The organism is Pseudomonas sp. GXZC, from assembly GCF_026967615.1.
In the GTDB taxonomy this organism is placed as follows: Bacteria; Pseudomonadota; Gammaproteobacteria; order Pseudomonadales; family Pseudomonadaceae; genus Aquipseudomonas; species Aquipseudomonas azotoformans_A.
This window is the reverse complement of the sequence record NZ_CP114115.1, coordinates 3382557-3400854: the sequence shown is the minus strand read 5'-3', so window position 1 is coordinate 3400854 and position 18298 is coordinate 3382557. Positions and strand designations below refer to the sequence as shown.

18 protein-coding genes are annotated in these 18298 nt (G+C 61.7%); 6 read left to right on the top strand and 12 right to left on the bottom strand.

All coding sequences use genetic code 11. The annotated features are described in order from the left end of the window. Positions 1-20: 20 nt before the first annotated feature. Positions 21-236 (bottom strand): TOBE domain-containing protein, encoded by a 216-nt coding sequence (locus tag OZ428_RS15775; RefSeq protein ID WP_003173733.1) that lies wholly within the window; start codon positions 234-236, stop codon positions 21-23. A 318-nt stretch (positions 237-554) separates the two neighbouring features. Here OZ428_RS15775 and OZ428_RS15770 point away from each other — a divergent pair, with 318 nt between their 5' ends. Genes OZ428_RS15770 through OZ428_RS15760 form a run of 3 tightly spaced genes read left to right on the top strand, consistent with a single transcriptional unit; the run spans position 555 to position 3056 of the window. Next, positions 555-1511: an aliphatic sulfonate ABC transporter substrate-binding protein gene (locus OZ428_RS15770; RefSeq protein ID WP_038844016.1), complete on the top strand. Its 957-nt coding sequence runs from the start codon at positions 555-557 to the stop codon at positions 1509-1511. Positions 1512-1521: 10 nt separating this feature from the next. Further along, on the top strand, positions 1522-2343 hold the full coding sequence (locus tag OZ428_RS15765; RefSeq protein ID WP_269134018.1) for an ABC transporter permease: 822 nt from the start codon (positions 1522-1524) through the stop codon (positions 2341-2343). Then, positions 2340-3056 (top strand): ABC transporter ATP-binding protein, encoded by a 717-nt coding sequence (locus OZ428_RS15760; protein ID WP_269134017.1) that lies wholly within the window; start codon positions 2340-2342, stop codon positions 3054-3056. The genes OZ428_RS15765 and OZ428_RS15760 overlap by 4 nt, the downstream gene beginning before the upstream one ends. 204 nt (positions 3057-3260) lie before the next feature. Here the strand turns inward: OZ428_RS15760 and OZ428_RS15755 are convergent, their stop codons facing one another. The 3 genes from OZ428_RS15755 to OZ428_RS15745 form a co-directional block, all read right to left on the bottom strand. Continuing rightward, the gene (locus tag OZ428_RS15755; RefSeq protein WP_269134015.1) at positions 3261-4181 is read right to left on the bottom strand and encodes a FecR domain-containing protein; all 921 of its coding nucleotides are present in this window, start codon (positions 4179-4181) and stop codon (positions 3261-3263) included. After that, on the bottom strand, positions 4178-4696 hold the full coding sequence (locus OZ428_RS15750; RefSeq protein ID WP_269134014.1) for a sigma-70 family RNA polymerase sigma factor: 519 nt from the start codon (positions 4694-4696) through the stop codon (positions 4178-4180). The genes OZ428_RS15755 and OZ428_RS15750 overlap by 4 nt, the downstream gene beginning before the upstream one ends. 92 nt (positions 4697-4788) lie before the next feature. Then, positions 4789-5406 (bottom strand): LpxA family transferase, encoded by a 618-nt coding sequence (locus OZ428_RS15745; protein WP_269134013.1) that lies wholly within the window; start codon positions 5404-5406, stop codon positions 4789-4791. Positions 5407-5521: 115 nt separating this feature from the next. Between OZ428_RS15745 and OZ428_RS15740 the strand changes: the two genes are divergently transcribed. Both OZ428_RS15740 and OZ428_RS15735 read left to right on the top strand, forming a co-directional pair. Beyond that, on the top strand, positions 5522-6481 hold the full coding sequence (locus OZ428_RS15740; protein WP_269134011.1) for a threo-3-hydroxy-L-aspartate ammonia-lyase: 960 nt from the start codon (positions 5522-5524) through the stop codon (positions 6479-6481). Beyond that, complete coding sequence (locus OZ428_RS15735) at positions 6478-6858, top strand: RidA family protein (protein WP_177053947.1); 381 nt, start codon at positions 6478-6480, stop codon at positions 6856-6858. Before OZ428_RS15740 ends, OZ428_RS15735 begins: the two co-directional genes overlap by 4 nt. Here OZ428_RS15735 and OZ428_RS15730 read toward each other — a convergent pair. Then, positions 6846-7472 carry a helix-turn-helix transcriptional regulator gene (locus OZ428_RS15730; protein WP_033901663.1) on the bottom strand — a complete coding sequence of 209 codons (627 nt, stop codon included), beginning with the start codon at positions 7470-7472 and terminating at the stop codon, positions 6846-6848. The two genes, OZ428_RS15735 and OZ428_RS15730, sit on opposite strands and share 13 nt — an antisense overlap. Before the next feature lie 70 nt (positions 7473-7542). Here OZ428_RS15730 and OZ428_RS15725 point away from each other — a divergent pair, with 70 nt between their 5' ends. Then, positions 7543-8646 (top strand): DSD1 family PLP-dependent enzyme, encoded by a 1104-nt coding sequence (locus OZ428_RS15725; RefSeq protein WP_269134010.1) that lies wholly within the window; start codon positions 7543-7545, stop codon positions 8644-8646. 108 nt (positions 8647-8754) lie between these two features. On the opposite strand, the gene OZ428_RS15720 is transcribed toward OZ428_RS15725, so the two are convergent. The 7 genes from OZ428_RS15720 to OZ428_RS15690 form a co-directional block, all read right to left on the bottom strand. Further along, on the bottom strand, positions 8755-10368 hold the full coding sequence (locus OZ428_RS15720; RefSeq protein ID WP_269134009.1) for a GMC family oxidoreductase: 1614 nt from the start codon (positions 10366-10368) through the stop codon (positions 8755-8757). 27 nt (positions 10369-10395) lie between these two features. Continuing rightward, the gene (locus tag OZ428_RS15715) at positions 10396-11613 is read right to left on the bottom strand and encodes a mandelate racemase/muconate lactonizing enzyme family protein (protein WP_269134008.1); all 1218 of its coding nucleotides are present in this window, start codon (positions 11611-11613) and stop codon (positions 10396-10398) included. A 1-nt stretch (position 11614) separates the two neighbouring features. Beyond that, positions 11615-12922 carry an MFS transporter gene (locus OZ428_RS15710; protein ID WP_269134007.1) on the bottom strand — a complete coding sequence of 436 codons (1308 nt, stop codon included), beginning with the start codon at positions 12920-12922 and terminating at the stop codon, positions 11615-11617. 76 nt (positions 12923-12998) lie between these two features. Next, on the bottom strand, positions 12999-14423 hold the full coding sequence (aldA, locus tag OZ428_RS15705) for an aldehyde dehydrogenase (RefSeq protein WP_269134006.1): 1425 nt from the start codon (positions 14421-14423) through the stop codon (positions 12999-13001). Between the two features lie 122 nt (positions 14424-14545). After that, a complete protein-coding gene (locus OZ428_RS15700) occupies positions 14546-15991 on the bottom strand; it encodes a mechanosensitive ion channel family protein (protein WP_269134005.1) in 1446 nt (481 codons plus the stop codon). A 68-nt stretch (positions 15992-16059) separates the two neighbouring features. Further along, entirely contained in the window at positions 16060-16920 is an 861-nt protein-coding gene (locus OZ428_RS15695; protein WP_269134004.1) for a pirin family protein, read from the bottom strand. A gap of 76 nt (positions 16921-16996) precedes the next feature. Further along, entirely contained in the window at positions 16997-18202 is a 1206-nt protein-coding gene (locus OZ428_RS15690) for a multidrug effflux MFS transporter (RefSeq protein WP_269134003.1), read from the bottom strand. Positions 18203-18298: the final 96 nt, after the last annotated feature.

Below are 18298 nucleotides of genomic sequence, written 5' to 3'. Positions count from 1 at the left end.
CTGAGTGCGGGGGCAGTCATTTATAACTTCGCAATGGACACTTCGGTGGACTTCACAAACGCAATCACCTCACTGCCCACCTTCAATTCCAGGTCACGCACCGAACGGGTGGTGATCACCGAAGTGACAATGCCGGACGCGGTCTGCACGTCGATTTCCGACACCACTTCCCCCAGCAGGATTTCCTTGATCACGCCCTTGAATTGGTTGCGCACGTTGATCGCTTTAATGGTCATGTCGGCTTTCCTTTTGGCTGTTGGGTCAATCCGCACGAATGCGCAGGCCCTCAACATGCGCCATCGCTACGAACATTAAAAGGAATATATAACTCTTTATTTATTCGATAACGATATATATGAACTGTTGCCCAGCCAACAGTGCTTCAACAATTTGCCCTCTCCCACCACAGCTTAATGCCTCCTGAACCCTGGAAACACGCCTCCAAAGCACATGGCACAGAGACTGCATATTCCTATAAAGCATGATGGAACATGCAAACCAAATTTTCTGAATATAAGAAAAGCCTTCTCTCAACGCCTTGCCGGAGCTGTTCCATGAAAGCCTTCACCCAACGCCTATTCGGCGCCTGCGCCCTCGCGCTGTGCCTGCAACCCCTGGCCCACGCCGCCGACACCGATCCCGCCGAAGTCAACCTCGACTACGCCTATTACTCGCCCGTCAGCCTGGTGCTCAAGCATTTCGGCTGGCTGGAACAAGCCTTGCCCCACTCCAAAGTGGGCTGGGTGTTGAGCCAGGGCAGCAACCGTTCCCTGGAATACCTCAACAGTGGCGGCGTGGACTTTGCGTCATCCGCCAGCTTGTCGGCGGTGCTGAGCCGCGCCAACGGCAGCCCGATCAAATCGGTTTACGTGTACAGCCGCGCCGAATGGACCGCGCTGGTGGTGCGCAAGGACTCACCGTTCAAGACCGTCACCGACCTCAAGGGCAAGAAAATCGCCGCCACCAAGGGCACCGACCCGTACCTGTTCACCCTGCGCAGCCTGCAACAGGCCGGGCTGAAAAAGGACGACGTGGAACTGGTGCACCTGCAACATCCGGACGGCCGCACCGCGCTGGAAAAAGGTGACGTGGACGCCTGGGCCGGTCTCGACCCGCACATGGCCGCCAGTGAAATCCAGGCCGGTTCGCGCCTGCTCTACCGCAATAAAGACTTCAACAGCTACGGCGTGGTCAGCGTCACCGAGAAGTTCGCCAAGGCGCATCCGCAGACCATCACCAAAGTGCTCGGTGCCTATGAAAAGGCGCGGGATTGGGCGGTGAAGCACCCGGATGAATTCGCCAAGCTGCTGGCCGACGAGTCCGGCCTGCCGTTGGAAGTCGCCAAGCTGCAACTCTCGCGCACCGACTTGAGCACGCCGTTCCTGAGCAGCAAGGACGTGGTGGCGTCCAAGGCGGCCGCGCCGATCCTGGTGTCGGAAGAACTGGTGCGCAAAGGCGTGAACGTGGACCAGGTGATCGACCAGTTGATCGACACCTCGTTCGGCCATTAAGGAGCCCGTGATGACCAGCAAAACCCAAGCATTGCCCCTTGCCGCACCGGGGGTGATCAACCGCAGTGCCTGGCCAAGGCGGCTCAAGGGCCTGGTGTTGCCGGTGCTGATCCTGCTGGTGCTGGAGGTGGTGGTGCGCGTGGGTTGGCTGCCGTCGTACCAGATGCCGGCACCCAGCGAGATCGCCGTGACCCTCACCGAGCTGGCCGAAGGCGCATTGTGGAAACACATCAGCGCCAGCCTCGGCAGGGTACTGTTGGGCTTTGCCATTGGCGCCAGCCTGGCCCTGGTGTTTGCCGCCTGGGTCGGTTTGAGCCGCGAGGCCGAGGCCTACCTGGAACCGACGTTTGCCGGACTGCGTTCGATCCCGAGCCTGGCCTGGGTTCCGCTGTTGCTGCTGTGGCTGGGCATCGACGAAACCTCGAAGATCGTGCTGATCGCGATTGGCGCGTTTTTCCCGGTGTACCTCAATGGCGTCGCGGCCATCCGCGATATCGACCGCAAGCTGGTGGAAGTCGGGCAGATGTACGGTTTCAGCCGGTGGCGGCTGGTGCGTCGGATCCTGTTGCCCGCCGCCCTGCCCGGTCTGTTCACCGGGTTGCGCAGTGGCTTGAGCCTGGCGTGGATGTTTCTGGTGGCGGCCGAACTGATCGCGGCGACCAAGGGCTTGGGTTACCTGCTCAGTGATGGGCGGGAGACTTCGCGGCCGGATATCGTGCTGGCGGCGATTATCGTGTTGGCGCTGTTGGGCAAAGTCAGCGATGGCCTGCTCGCAGCACTGGAAACGCGTTGCCTGGCCTGGCGCGATACCTTCCAGGGAGCCGGGCAATGAGCGCGCCACCACTGTTGAATATTCACGTCGCGCGTAAAAGCTTCGCCAGCACCACCGTGTTGAAAGACGTGCGTTTGGTGCTGCAACCACGGGAAGCCGTGAGCCTGCTCGGTCCCAGCGGCTGCGGCAAAAGCACCTTGCTGCGCATCGTCGCCGGCCTGGAAACGGACTTCCAGGGCGAACTGCACAGCCCCGATGGCGAAGTGGCCTTTGTGTTCCAGGAGCCACGGCTGATGCCCTGGCTCACGGTGGAACAGAACATCGGTTTCAGCGATGACAACCACTACGACAAGGCCTGGGTCACGCAGTTGATCGAGGAAGTCGGCCTCAAGGGCTTTGCCCAGGCACTGCCCAAGGCATTGTCCGGCGGCATGGCGCAGCGGGTGGCCATTGCGCGGGGGTTGTATTCACGGCCGCAGGTGTTGCTGCTGGATGAGCCGTTCAGCGCAGTGGATGCGTTTACCCGCATGAAGCTGCAGGATTTACTGCTGCAACTGGCCGAGCATCATGCCATCGCCTTGTTGCTGGTGACCCATGATGTGGACGAGGCGCTGTACCTGAGTGACCGGGTGCTGGTGATGGACAACCGACCGAGCAGCATTCGCCAGGAATTGGCGGTGAACCTGCCGCACCCGCGTGACCGGCGTGATCCGTTGTTGGCGCAGCTCAAGGCGCAATCCCTGACTGAGCTGCAACGTGCCCATGTGATCTGACGCCATCATTGTGGTGAGCGGGCTTGCCCCGCGCTGGGGCGCGAAGCGGCCCTAAAACAGACGCCGCGTTTCGCCAGGCTAAAATGCGCTGGCACTAATGGGGCTGCTTCGCAGCCCAGCGCGGGGCAAGCCCGCTCACCACATGAAGCCTGCTCACTACAGCATGCCCAGTCACCACAGCAAGCCTGCTCACCCCATGAATGATCAAGTCATGGCTTTGCGCAAGGTTACCCAATACCGCGTCCGCGCCTGCACTTCCAGCCCCAGACTTGAGGCCAGCAGGTTGAGGATGCGGTCGGTGTCGTCCAGGCGAAAACTACCGGTAACCCGCAGGTCTTCCAGGCTCGGCTCCCAGCGCAACACACCCGGCCGATAACGCTCCAGCTCCCTCAAGAAGTCACCCAGCGTCTGATTCTGCGCGGTCAGCACGCCATCGCGCCAGCCGAGCTGCAGCACATCGAACGGCACCCAGGTCCCTAGCCCGCTGGCTTTGAGCGGCGCTTGCTGCCCACCTTGCAACGTCGCCATCTGCCCGTTCAAATCGCGCACCTGGACCGAGCCCTTGAGCACCGACACCAGGCAACCCGTGGCCAGCTGCCGCACACACACCTCAGCCTGGCTGACCCGCAGCTCGCCGTAGCGTGTGTGCACGGTCATCGCCGTGGTGCCTGGCACATTTAACGCCAGCTCACCTTCAACCAGGCTGATGCGGCGCTGCGCCAGGTCCACGTCCACCGCCGTCGCGGTATTGAGCTGCAAGCTGCCGCCATCGGCCAGGGACATGCGTTTGCGCTCGCCGGTAGCAGTATGCAAGTCGGCACGCCAGATCTCGATGGGCAATTGACGGCTGATCAACCACGCGGTGGGCACCAGTGCAGCGATCCCCAGCGCACGCTTGAGCACGGCACGGCGTCCCGGTTGCGGACGATCGAGACTGGCCATCGCCAAAGCCTGGGGCAAGTCGCTGAAACGCTGGCGCAGGGTCTGGGCTTTTTGCCAGGTCTGTTCATGCTGGGGGTGGCTGTCACGCCAATGCTGCAATGCGGCGTAATCACGCTCAGTGGCCGCGCCGGACTCCAGCAGCGCCAACCATTGCGCGGCGGCGCGGGCGACGTCGCGGCTCACAGGTCCACCAGCAGGCAGTGTTCGTAGGCCTGGGCCATGTAGCGTTTTACGGTGCGTTCCGACACGTCCAGGCGTTCGGCGATCTCTCGGTAGCCCAAGCCTTCCAGTTGGCTCCACAGGAAGGCGCGGCGGACCAGCACCGGTAAGCCATCGAGCAATTCATCCAGAGCTTGCAGTGTTTCCAGCACCAGCCAACGCTGTTCGGGCGACGGCACGCAGGTTTCCGGGAGACTCGCCAAGGCCTTCAGATAGGCCTGTTCAAGACTGCGCCGCTGATGAAAATTCACCAACAGGCGCTTGCCGACGGTGACCAGATAGGCACGCGGCTCCTGCATCTGTGCAATCGGCTGGGCGCTGGCCAGCACGCGCAAGAAGGTATCCTGGCTCAGGTCAGCCGCATCCCAGGCATTGCCCAGGCGCCGGCGCAGCCAGCTTTCCAGCCAACTGCGGTGGTCACGGTACAGGCTCGACAGCGTCAGTTCGGGGGCGTGGGTCGGAACAACAGCATCATTCATGGCAAGCGACCTGCGCGGCGCGAGTGAGTCTCAAATGAGATTCATTCTATTTAATATCGTGCCGACACACCATGGTCTTTTCAACGTTGTGTTTATTCGCACGCCTCTGCGTCAAACACCTGCCCGCGCCCCACCACGCTGGCAGGCTTGAGTAGCGCACCTGGCGCCAATACCGCATTGGCGCCGATCCGGCACTGGTCACCGAGCAGCGCACCAAACTTATCGCAACCAGTGCGTTGCAGTGCCCCGTTCACTCGCACCAACACTTCTTTGTCATCGCGCTCATTGCGGTAGTTGGCGACGATGCTCCCCGCTTCCAGATTGATCCCCTGCCCCAGCACCGAATCACCGACAAAGTTGAAGTGCGCCAGCTTGCTGCCGCTGAACACGAAGGACGTCTTCAACTCAGCGCCGGGACCGATGATGCAGTGTTCATCCAACCAGCAACCGCCACGCAGCAGTGAACCGCTGGCGATAAAACAGTGGGCACCGATGATCAGTGGCGGCTTGAGCAAGGCACCCGCCTCGACCGTGGCGGTACGGTGAATGGCGATTTCATCCTGAATGAGGTACTCGTCGGCTGGCAGTTCGGCCAACAATTGGCGAACGATGGCGGGTGCCTGGCTGACCAGTGCCCAAGGCGCCAGGTCGGCCCACGGCGCAAGGCAGGATTGAGCGATCGGGGCGATGTAGTCGGTGAGTCGGATCAACGTGTAACCCTCTAACGGTCAGAGAAGCTCGAAACGCTAACATGCACACACGAACCTTTACTATTTGTCTTGTTATGGATATTTTATCTAGACAAGCCACTGAGGTCCGTTCCCCATGCCGACTTACCAAGACGTCATCGCCGCCGCCCAACGTTTGGAAGGCTTCGCGCACCACACGCCAGTATTCACCTCACGCACCCTCGACGCGCTGACCGGTGCCCAGGTGTTCATCAAGTGTGAAAACCTGCAAAGGGCTGGCTCGTTCAAGTTTCGCGGTGCTTTTAACGCGTTGTCGCGCTTCGATGATCAGCAGCGCAAGGCCGGTGTGGTGGCGTTTTCCTCCGGCAACCACGCCCAAGGGATTGCCCTGGCGGCGCAGTTGTTGGGCATACCGGCGACCATCGTGATGCCCACCGATGCGCCGGCCGCCAAGGTCGCGGCCACCCGCGACTATGGCGCCCGCGTGGTGCTGTATGACCGCTTCACCGAAGACCGCGAGCAGATCGGCCGTAACCTGGCCACCGAACACGGCCTGACCCTGATCCCGCCCTATGACCATCCGCACATCCTTGCCGGGCAAGGCACCGCCGCCAAGGAACTGCTGGAGACCACCGGCCGGCTGGATGCGTTGTTCGTCGGGCTCGGCGGCGGCGGCATGCTCTCGGGCACCGCACTGAGTACCCGCGCCCTGGCGCCCGACTGCCAGCTGTATGGCGTCGAGCCCGAAGCCGGCAATGACGGCCAACGCTCGTTTCGCAGCGGCAGCATCGTGCATATCGACACACCGGCTACCATTGCCGATGGTGCGCAGACTCAACACTTGGGCGACTACACCTTCCCGATCATCCGCGATCAGGTGAACGACATCCTCACCGTGTCGGATGCCAAGTTGGTGGGGGCGATGAAGTTCTTCATGCAGCGCATGAAACTGGTGGTGGAGCCTACCGGCTGCCTGGGGTTGGCGGCATTGCTCAACGAAGGTGACCGGTTCAAGGGCCAACGCGTGGGGATTATCGTCACGGGTGGCAACGTCGATATCCAGAAGTATGCCGCGCTGCTCAGCGAGGCCTCATGAAGATCATCCAGACGCCCAACGCCGCCAAGCCCGCCGGCCATTACTCGCAAGCCATCCGCCACGGCGACACGTTGTACATCTCCGGGCAATTGCCGGTCAGTCCGGATGGGCAGCACAACCTGTCGGCGTCGTTTGCCGAACAGGCCCGGATAACCTTGAACAATCTGCTGGAGATCTTGAAAGCCGCCGGCGCTACGCCAGAGGATTTGGTGAAGGTCACGGTCTATGTGGCCGGCGTCGAACACTGGCCTGCATTCGATAGCGTGTACGCCGCCGCGCTGGGCGACCACCGCCCTGCCCGCGCGGTGGTACCGGTGCCCGAGTTGCATCACGGATATCTGGTGGAGATTGAAGCCGTGGCGCGCTACTTGGCGTAGGTGTAGACCGCCGCGCGCGACACGCCCAAGTGGGACGCCACGGTTTCCATGGCCCGGCGAATATCCAGGCAGCCTGAGTCTTTGAGTTCCTGCATCAGCACACGCCGGTCCGCCGTCTTCAACGCACGCGGGGTGGTGGCCAGGCGGGCGGCGAACTGGTCGATACGCGCACGGATGACGTCGGCACCGGAAGGGTCCAGGGATTCGATGAGCTTGTCGCCGCTGACCGAGCCGAACTGCTCCAGCATGCCTTGCAGGCCACGGAACAATGAGAGATCGACGTTCATGCACAAGGCCGCGACGTACTCGCCACCCACGCCCTTGATGCCAATCGAGGTGCTCTTGACCTGGCGACCGTCGCTGAACTGGTTCTGGTAATTGGCGATGACTTGCGGATAGTCCGGGTCGGCAATCCGCGCCAGGCCCAACTCGGTGGTCGGGTCTCCCGGTGCGCGACCGGACAGGTTGTTATGGATGGCCAGGATCGAGTGCTGCGGGTCGCGCAAGTCGTGCAGCACCACTTCGCAGAACGGGCTGAAGGTCTTGCTCAAGCCTTCGGCAATCTGTTCGAGCTGGCTGATCAGGTGAGTATCGTTGGGAGAGGTGTTTTTCATGCAAGACAACATATCCAGTCCTGGACAGGGCGTCAATTTGCGCACTGTCCCTCAATGTGGAGCCGCACCCGTGGACACGCCCGCCGCACTGATCGATAGCGTAAAAATGCAGCGCAATATCCAGCGCATGCAACAGCGCGCCAATACCTTGGGCGTGCAGTTACGTCCCCATGTCAAAACCCACAAGTGCGCCGAAGTGGTGGCTGCGCAAATCGCCGCGGGTGCCCGTGGCATCACCGTTTCGACGTTGAAAGAGGCCGAGTACTTTTTCGACCTAAGCATCCACGACATCCTCTACGCTGTGGCCATGGCCCCGCACAAATTGCCCCAGGCTCTAGCGCTGCGTCGTCGGGGCTGCGCCTTGACGCTGATCACCGACAGCCTGGCCGGCGCCCAGGCCATCGTTGATTTTGGTCGCGAGCATGGCGAACGCTTTGCGGTGATGATCGAGATCGACTGCGACGGCCATCGCTCCGGGGTCAAGCCACACGACCCGCTGCTGCTGGACATCGCACGCCTGCTTGGCGACCGCCTCACCGGCGTGTTGACCCACGCGGGTGAAAGCTACGGCCTGGACACACCTGAAGCACTGCAAGCCATCGCGGAGCAGGAGCGTGCGCGGTGTGTCGAAGCGGCCGAACGCATCCGTGCGGCTGGGATGCGTTGCGCGCAGGTCAGCGTCGGTTCGACACCCACCGCGTTATCTGCCCTCAACCTGGACGGCGTGACCGAACTGCGCGCTGGGGTCTATGCCTTTTTCGACCTGGTGATGCACAACATCGGCGTATGCCGCATCGACGAACTGGCCTTGAGCGTGTTGACCACGGTGATCGGGCATCAACCGGAAAAAGGCTGGGTCATCACGGACTCGGGCTGGATGGCGATGAGTCGGGATCGCGGCACGCAATCGCAAAAACAGGACTTTGGTTACGGCCAGGTCTGCGATGAACGCGGTGAGCCGATTGAGGGGCTGCTGTTGAGCAGCGCCAATCAGGAGCATGGGGTGGTGCAGTTCCAGGGGGGCACTGTAGATGTGGCTGCGCAGTTCCCGTTGGGCACGCGTCTGCGAATTTTGCCCAACCATGCCTGTGCGACGGGGGCGCAGTTTGGCAGCTATCACGCGCTGCTGGACAATGGCGACAGGCAGGTGTGGGAACGCCTACGCGGCTGGTAACCGAAACCCTTGTAGTGAGCGAGCTTGCTCGCGCTGGAGTGCGCAGCGCTCCCTTTGTTTTTGGGGCCGCTTCGCAGCCCGGCGCGAGCAAGCTCGCTCACTACAGGGTCAGTGGGCATCCTCCAGGATCAAGTCGGCGCCCTTCTCCGCCACCATCAACACCGCCGCATGGGTATTGCCCGAGGTCACGTTGGGGAAGATCGACGCATCGACAATGCGCAGCCCTTCCAGCCCATGCACCTTCAAGCGCTTGTCCACCACTGACACCTGCGGGTCCGAGCCCATGGCGCAGGAGCCGCACAGGTGGTAGATCGAGCCGCTGTTCTCGCGGAAGTATTGCAGCATCTGCTCGTCGGTCTGCACCGCCGCGCCGGGTAGCACCTCGGCCACGGTGATGCCCTTGAGCGCTGGCGCCTGCATGATCTTGCGCATCAACCGGCTGCCCTGGATCACCTCGTCGATGTCCTTCTGGGTGCTCAGGTAGTTGGGGTCGATCAAGGCCGCATCCCGTGGGTTTTTCGAGGCGATGCGGATGGTGCCCCGGCTGGTCGGCCGGCACGGGTTGAAGCACAGCAGGAAGCCGGAATACGGCTCGGGCTTGAGGCTGGCCTTGTTGTTTTTCGGGATCTGGTACGACAGCGGGTTGAAATACAGCTGCAGGTTCGGGTCCTTCTGTTCGTCGTTACCACGAAAAAAGCCGCCGGCCTGGTTGACGCTCATCGCCAGCGCGCCCTTGCGGGTCAGCAGGTATTTCAAGCCCAGCTTGAGCTGGCCAAACAGCGAACTGAGCTCGTCGTTGAGCGTCGGGATGTTGGCCTTGTAGTAGTAACTGGCGCACAGATGGTCCTGCAGGTTTTCGCCCACTGCCGGCAGGTGCTTGACCAACGGGATGTTGTGTTCAGCCAGCAGGTGCTGGTCGGCCACGCCGGACAGTTGCAGGATCTTCGGCGTGTCCACCGCGCCGGCACACAGGATCACTTCCTTGCGCGCCGAGAAGGTGCGCGTCACGCCGTGTTGGGTGACGGCAATGCCCGTGGCGCATTGCTGATCGTCGAACAGCACGCGATCCACCAACGCATGCAACTCCACCGTCAGATTGGAACGGCCGAGCGCCGGGTGCAGGTGCGCAAAGCTGCTGGAACAACGTTCACCATTGCGCGTGTTGACGTCATACAAACCGGCGCCTTCGAAGTTCGGGCCGTTGAAGTCGTCGCTGTGGGCATAGCCCAATTGCTCGCAGCCCTTGAGGAACACGTCGCAGATCGGATGGGTCTGGCCCTTCATCGGCGTGATGCTGATGGGGCCGCTGCCGCCGTGGTACTCGGTGTCGCCCAACGGGTGGTTTTCCAGCTTGCGGAAATATGGCAGTACGTCCGCAAACCCCCAGCCGTCGTTGCCGTTGGCGGCCCAGTCATTGAAGTCATGGGCCTGGCCGCGCACGTAGATCATCGCGTTGATCGAGCCCGAGCCGCCCTGCACTTTGCCGCGCGGCGCGTAGATTTCACGCCCGGCCAACTGCTTTTGTGGCTGGCTGTAGTACATCCAGTTGAAGGTCGGGTTGTAATACATCTTGGCGAAACCGACCGGGATCTTGAACCACCAGGAGCTGTCCTTGCCGCCGGCTTCCAGCAGCAACACGGAGTGTTCGCCGGAGGCGGACAACCGGTTGGCCAGGATGCAGCCTGCGGCGCCAGCGCCGGCGATGATGTAGTCATATGTCATTCACGGTTACCGCATCAGTCGTTTTTTTTAGCCCTTGGCGGGCGAAGTGTCTTTCACGTCAGCCGGGGTCGGCGCCATTTGCAGGTGCAGGCGTTCCCCGGTGTACGGCGTGTGCTTGCGCACCACGTCCATGTTCAGTTCAACCCCCAGGCCCGGTTCGGTGGACGGGATGATGTAGCCGTCCTCCCATTGCAGCGGCTTGATCAGTACTTCGGCATGGAAACCGCCCCAGGTCATGATGCTTTCCTGGATCAGGAAGTTCGGCGTGCACGTGGCCAGCTGAAAGCTCGCCGCTGCGCCAATCGGTCCGTTGTACAAATGCGGGGCGATTTGCGCGTAATAAGCCTCGGCCATGCTCGCGATTTTCTTCGCCTCCAGCAGCCCGCCGCAGCGCGCCACGTTCATCTGCAGGATCGACGCACCGCCGGCCTGCAGCAGCTTGAAGAACTCATACTTGGTGGTCAGGCGCTCGCCGGTCGCAATCGGGATACTGGTCTTGGCCGCGACCTGGGCCATGGCTTCTTCCTGGCCCGGTGGCACCGGCTCTTCGAACCACAGCGGGTCGTATTTCTCCAGGCGCTTGGCCAGGCGGATTGCCGACGAAGGCACCATCTGCCCGTGGGTGCCGAACAGCAGGTCGCACTTGTCGCCCACCGCTTCGCGGATCTTGCGGCAGAAGGTCTCGCAGCGCTCCAGCACCTCAAGGGAGATCTGGTGGCCCGAATACGCGGTGTACGGGCCGGCCGGGTCGAATTTCACGGCGGTGAAGCCTTTGTTCATGTTCTCGATGGCGCACTCGGCGGCCAGGTCTGGGTCGTCGTAGTCGTACTCGCCCTGACTGTTGACCGGGTACAGGTAGGTGTAGGAACGCAGACGCTCGTTGACCTTGCCGCCGAGCAGCTCGTAGACCGGCTTGTTGGCGGCCTTGCCGATGATGTCCCAGCAAGCCATTTCCAGGCCACTGACCACGCCCATCATGGTCAGGTCAGGACGCTGAGTAAAACCGCTGGAATAGGCCTGACGGAAGAAACGCTCGATATGGTGCGGGTCGTGGTTGAGCAGGTAGCGCTCAAACACATCCTCGATGATCGGCAGCATGGCCTTGGGGCCGAAGGTGGCGGCGTAGATCTCGCCGACGCCTTCGATGCCGCAGTCGGTCTTGAGCTTGACGAACAGCCAGTACATGCCACCGATGTGCGGCGGCGGGACAGCAACGATATGGGTTTCAAGGGCGACGATTTTCATCTCAGGCACCTGTCTGGTTGAATTTTTTACGGTTGATTCGGGCGCGCAGGGTCAAGGCCGCAAGGGTGCCGAGCACGCCGATGAAGGCGATGTAGCCGAAATACAGGTTGTAACCGGCCTTGCCTGGGTAGGTGTCGGTCAGGTAGCCGTTGATCAGCGGGATAAAGGTGTCCGGCAGGTAACCCACCACCGAGACAATGCCGATGGCCAGGCCGGTGATGCGCAGCGGAATGTCGCAGCTGTCGAGGATTGCCCAGTACAGGCCACGGATCGCGTAGGTCATCAAACCGATGAAAATCACCGTGCCGATCAGCAGGCCCAGGCTGTTGAAGGCCGGGAACACGATCAGCCCGACCATCGCCAGGGTCACCAGCGCCAGTGCGACGATCAGCACCGAAATATTCGAGAATTTATCCCCCAGCCAGCCGCCGCCGATGCCACCGATGGGACGCATCCACAGCTTGATGGTGGTGATGGTGCCGGCCATCACGGCGGTCATGCCGCTGCCTTGCAGATAGTCGGAGAAACTGTAGGTAGCCCAGAACATGTGGTAACCGCAGAACACGATGGCGGTCACCAGCCACAGCTCGGGGATTTTCACCAACGTGGTCAAGTCAGCGATGAGGTTGAACTTGCCCTTCTCCACCGCCGCTGTCTCGGCCATGGACTTGGGATCCTTGAGCAGCACCAGCACGCAGCCGATGGCGATACACACAAAGGAATACAGGTAGACCACGTGCTTGAAGCCCTCGGCCGCCGTCTCGCTGCGGGTTTCGGTGGCATAGGCGAACAGGCCCAGGGCCACAGTGGCCAACAGCGCCTCGACCAGCCCGCGACCGCCATCGAGGATGCCGAAAAAACGGCCCTGCTCGGTGTGGTGCGCGATCATCTTCACGCGCTTGAGCACCGAGGCCCAGAACGTCAGGCCGGTGGTCAGGCCCCAGCAACCGAAAATGACCATCAGGCCGGTCATCGACGGCACCGTCGAATACCACAGGCCCAACCCACCGGTGGCAACCAGCGAGAAGAAGATCAGGAAGCGTGGCGGCAAGCGGTCGGCCAACCAGCCGCTGGGCAAGTAACTGAGCAGGAAGATCGTGCCGAGCATGGAATACAGATAGCCCAGCTCGCTGTGGTTGATATGGAACACATCGAGCATGGTGGTCTGGTAAACCTGGCGCAGGTAGAGGATCGGGTAGATCGCCCCTGCGGCCAGCACCAGCAACATCAATTGGAAATAGCGACTGGCGGTGTCATTTGCCGCGGGCACGGCAACAGGAACCTGGGCAACGGGTGCAGGCTTGGACATCATTCGGACCTCAGGCACCCGATGCACGGGTGCCCCGATAATTGTTTTTATTAAGGGTGTCGCGGGTGTGCGTGGATCAGTACTTCATGACCACCAAGCGGGTCTGGGTGAACTCAAGCATCCCGTGCTTACCGTCATCGCCGCCCAGCCCTGAGCGTTTCCAGCCGGCATGGAAACCCTGGTACGGGTCCGCCGGTGTGCGATTGACGTACAACTCGCCAGCTTCAATGGCATTCGCCACTTTCATCGCCGTGCGGTAGTTCTCGGTGTAAAGCACCGACGACAGGCCGAACTGGTGGTCGTTGGCCATGGCCAGTGCTTCATCGATGTCGCGGTACTTGAGCACCGGCAGTACCGGGCCGAAGATTTCCTCCTGGATGATTTCCATGTCCTGGCGGCAGCCGCTGAGCAGGGTCGGCGGGTAGAAATGCCCAGAACCTTCAGGCAGCACGCCGCCCACTTCCAGTACAGCACCGGCGGCGACGGCGCGCTCGACCATGGCGTGGATATTCTGTTGCGAGCTGGCGTTGACCAACGGGCCCATCAGGCTGGCGTCGGTTGCACGGTCGCCGAACTTCACGGCGCTGATCTTGCTTTTGAGCAGGGCCAAAAACGCGTCATAGATGCTTTCGTGCACATACACGCGCTCCACCGCCGTGCACAGCTGGCCGCAGTGGGTGGTCTTGGAGGCAACAATGGCGCTGGCGGCTTTTTCCAGGTCCGCATCGGCCTCGATGATCGCCGGGGTCTTGCCGCCCAACTCCAGCGAGGGCTTGGCGATGTTGGCCTTGCAGTAATCCAGCACAATGCGCCCAGCATTCACGCTGCCGGTGAGGGTAATCAAACCGACCGCCTTGTGGGTGCAGACACTGGCGGCAGTGGCATGGTCCATGGTCAGGATATTGATGACGCCGGCTGGAATTCCGGCCTTGACCACGGCTTTGGCGATTTCAAACGCCGACAGCGGCGTGTTGTTGCTCGGCCGCACCACCACCGTATTGCCTGCGATCAGCGCCGGGGCGATCTTGCGCAACAGGGTGTAGACCGGGTAGTTGAACGGGATCAGGCAAGCCACGACGCCAATCGGCTCGCGTTGCAGGAACAGGTTTTCGTCCGGGGTATCGCTGGGGATGATCTCGCCTTCGATCCGGCGTGCCCATTCGGCGTGGTAGCGGGTGATCTGCGCGGCGTAGCGCGCTTCGTTGCTGGCGTCACTGACGCTCTTGCCCGACTCGCTGGCCAGCGCCGTACCGATGGCTTCAGCGCAGCTGTCCAGGGCATCGGCAAAGGCACGCAGGTGTTCGGCGCGTTCGATACTGGTGAGTTTGCCCCAGGTTTTCTGGGCGATGGCGGCGGCGTCGACGGCGGCAATCGCCTCCTCGGCGGTGGCGGCGCTGACGTGGCCGACCAGGGTTTCGGTGGCCGGGTTGTAGACGGCGATCAGTGCGTCACTGGCAGGTTCGACAAAGTGACCGTTGAAAAAATTGCGCTCGAGTTGCATGTGGTTCGCCCAACGTTGTTGTTATCCGAGTGACATGCAGTCTTGTCATCGGCCAGCCGTTGGACAAACGATTTATTGCGTGGGGTAACGTGCGAAAAACGCAGGTTAGTCGGTTTTTACCTTCAGAGCCCGCGTTGGCGAAGCCACTGCAGGAAGCCCTTCTTCACGGGTACCACGGGCGCCTCCTGGGTCAAGGCCTGCGCGGCGTGCAGGCGGAAATCCAGCAGGGTCTTCATGGCTTCGCTGATGTCGTGGCGCGCATCCAGGCACGGTTTCAAGTATTCCTTCTCGATGCGGTACAGGGTGCAGAAGGTCTTGGCCGAAAAATCCGCCAGTGCGGCCTGGTCCGACAGAATCCCCGCCTCACCGATCACCTCCCCTGGCCCCATGCGCCCGGCTTCGAACTTGTGCCCGCCCTTGATCAACATCACCGAGACCACGCCGGATTCGACGATAAACAAATGATCGCTGACCTCCCCGGCCGGCAGGATCATGTCGCCGGCGCGGTAGGTGTGCAGGGTCATGTTCTGGCTGAAGGTATCTTTCTCTTCCTGGCGCAGGGTGGAGAAAATCGACGAACGCTCCAGCAATGCACGGGCGGCTGACATGGCCGCAGGCGCGCTGCTTTCCGTGGCCGAGAGCAAGCCGACACCCGCCGCTTGCAGGTGACGGAAGGCCAGGTCGTAAAGCTGGTTGCGCACCTCGCGCTTGAGGGCCATGGCCGGTACAAAACCGCTGATTTCATACTCGACGCCGCCACTGGCGGACGTTTTGAACGCCACACTCGGCGCCGGCTTGCCCAGCAGCGGCCGACAGCCTTGCATCGCCCGTTCCAGCGCCTCGATCACCGTTTGCGGGCGCGCATGGGGGCTGACTTGCAGGCTGACCGACAGGCCGAACATGTCCGCCGGGCGCGAGAAGTTGATGATCTTGGCCTTGGCCGCCAGAGAATTGGGGATCACTGCCAGGCTGCCCTGGGAGGTTTGCAGGCGCGTGGCGCGCCAGTCGATGTCGGTCACCCGGCCTTCGGTGCCGTCAATGGAGATCCAGTCATCGATCTGGTACGGCTTGGTGGTGTTGAGCACGATCCCGGAAAACACATCGCTCAGCGTGCTTTGCAGCGCCAGGCCGACAATGATCGCCACCGCGCCGGACGTAGCGAGCACACCCTTGACCGGCAGGTCGAGCACATAGGCCATGGCGGCGATGATCGCGATCAGGAAAATCACGGCGCCGACCAGGTCCTGCAACAGGCGCCCGGTGTGACCGACCCGCTGCATCATCACCGCACCCAGCAATACCGTGAGAGTACGCGCCGCGAACAGCCACCAGCCGATCTGCAAGGCGGTGGCCGCGAGGTGCAAGGCGGTGTTGTCCGCATAGGGCGCCACTTGCATGGGGTTCATGCCGTCGTTGAACAGCACGGCGCTGTACACAGCAAAGATCGCCAACCGCGCCGCGAGCTTCCAGTTGGCGAGGTTGACGGAAATAAGGCGCCACACGGCGATGTCGATAAAGATCAGCGCCAGGGCGCACAGCATCGGGTGATCAGCGATAAATGAGGGCATCCAGGCGACTCCAGGGCGAATGCCGTGAAGATCGCATGAAATGCCGCTGCAGGGTATAGCGGGCGTGCTTACATCTGCCCGAAACGACCGGATTGAAAGTCCGCAAACGCCTGATGAATCTCCTGCTCGGTATTCATCACGAACGGGCCATGCCCGACGATAGGCTCGTCGATGGGTTCGCCACTGAGCAGCAACACCTTGGCGTCGTCATTGGCCTCCAGCGTCAGTTGGCGACCATCACGCTCAAACAGCGCCAATTGCCCTTGGCGCGCGACCTCCTCGCCATTGACCAAGACCGTGCCGCGCAGGATCACCAGGGCGGTGTTACGTCCTTCGTGCAGGTCCAACGTGACGGGTTTGCCGGCGTTGAGGCGCAAGTCCCACACGTCGATGGGCGTAAACGTACGCGCCGGGCCTTGGGTGCCAGCAAACTCACCGGCAATCAGGCGCAGTTGCCCGGCGCCGTCGGCCAGTGGCAGTACCGGAATGTCACCGTCGACAATCGTCTGGTAACCGGCGTCGGCCATTTTGTCCTTGGCCGGCAGGTTGACCCACAGTTGCACCATCTCCAGCGCGCCGCCGCTGCGGGCGAAGGCTTCGGAGTGGAACTCTTCGTGGAGAATGCCTTTGGCGGCCGTCATCCATTGCACGTCGCCGGGGCCGATGGTGCCACCGGCGCCGGTGGAATCGCGGTGTTCGACTTCGCCATCGTAGACGATGGTTACCGTCTCAAAGCCGCGATGAGGATGTTGGCCGACGCCGCGACGTTGTTCGGTCGGGGTGAAATCCGCTGGGCCGGCGTGGTCCAGCAGCAGGAATGGGCTGATGTGTTTGCCCAGGGTGTCGTAGGAAAACAGCGTGCGCACCGGGAAACCGTCGCCGACCCAATGGCCGCGAGGGCTGGTGTAGATGCCGATAAGCTTTTTCATGGTGTACCTCCAAAGTGCCTACACCATAAGTCGGCTGGCGGTTGAGCACTAGCCGGCAAAAGCGGCCTGGATCGTCCTACGTATAGGACAATCCCTTGACTTGGCGCTGACGCAGTAGATGAAACGCGACAAAGGCCGTCAGCGCAAAACACGCCTGGATGATAATCATCGGCGCGGCACTGCCATCGCGCAGTTGGCTCAGTAACACACCGCTGCAGGTGGCGCCGAACATCTGTGCAAACCCCATCAGGCCAGCCGCCAGGCCAGCGCGGTGCGCGTTGGGCATGACGCTCCCGGTGACCGAGCCCGGCAACACCAGGCCGCCGCCAAGCGTGACCAGTGCGATCGGAATATCCAGGCCGAGTACCGACAGGCCAAACAGCGCATAAATGACCAGCGCGGACACACCGCCAACGGCGACCATCGTCACGCCCATCGTCACAATCCGCTGCGGGCCCAGACGCATGATGTTGCGTCGGGTGTAGGTGGAACCGACGATCAGCATCGACACGATCAGGCCGAAATTGATGCCGTACTCAAGCGTGCTGAAGCCCAGCAGATTGATGAACACCGCCGAAGAACCGGCGATCACCGCAAACATCGCGCCATAGGTGCACGCCAAGGCCACGGCGAACGCACGGTATTGACGACCCTTGAGCAGATCCAGGTACTGCCCGCCGAGGGTGCGCCAGTGACCGGCCTTGGGATCGAGGAAGTGGTTGCTCTCGCGAAAGAACAGCAAGGCCAGCAGTAACACCACGCTGCCAATCACCAGCGCCAGGACGATCGGCGCGTGCCAGCCGAACAGTTTGATCAACAGGCCACCGACCATCGGTGCCACCACAATGGCGTAGAGCATGCCGATCATGGTCAGAGCCAGTGCGGGCCCCGCCTCGGCCTTCCACACATCCCGCACCACCGTGCGTGCGAGTACCAACGCGGCGCAAGCGCCCAGGCCTTGCAGCACGCGGGCGAGGATGAACTGGTGGATGTCGTGGACCAGCAGCATCGACAAGGTCGCGAGCACATACAGCACCAGGCCGCCGATCAACACCGGGCGCCGGCCAATGCGGTCCGACAGCGGGCCGAACAGCAATTGTCCAAGACCGAAAGCAGCCACAAACGCCGACAGCGCCATGAGTGCCGAACCGGCTGGCGCTGCGAGTGCCTGCTCGATGGCGCCGAGGCCGGGAATGATCAATTGGGTTGAAACCTCACCCAGTGCCGTCAGGGCCACCAGTAAAAACAACAGGCTTCGCGAGGGGACCGGGGCGTTTCTCATGGGGGACATCCGGGGGGCTGGATTAATTTATATTTCGACCATAATATGCGTAAAAAATTATGTCCATAATTTTTTACCCAATGGTTACCCCCCCCG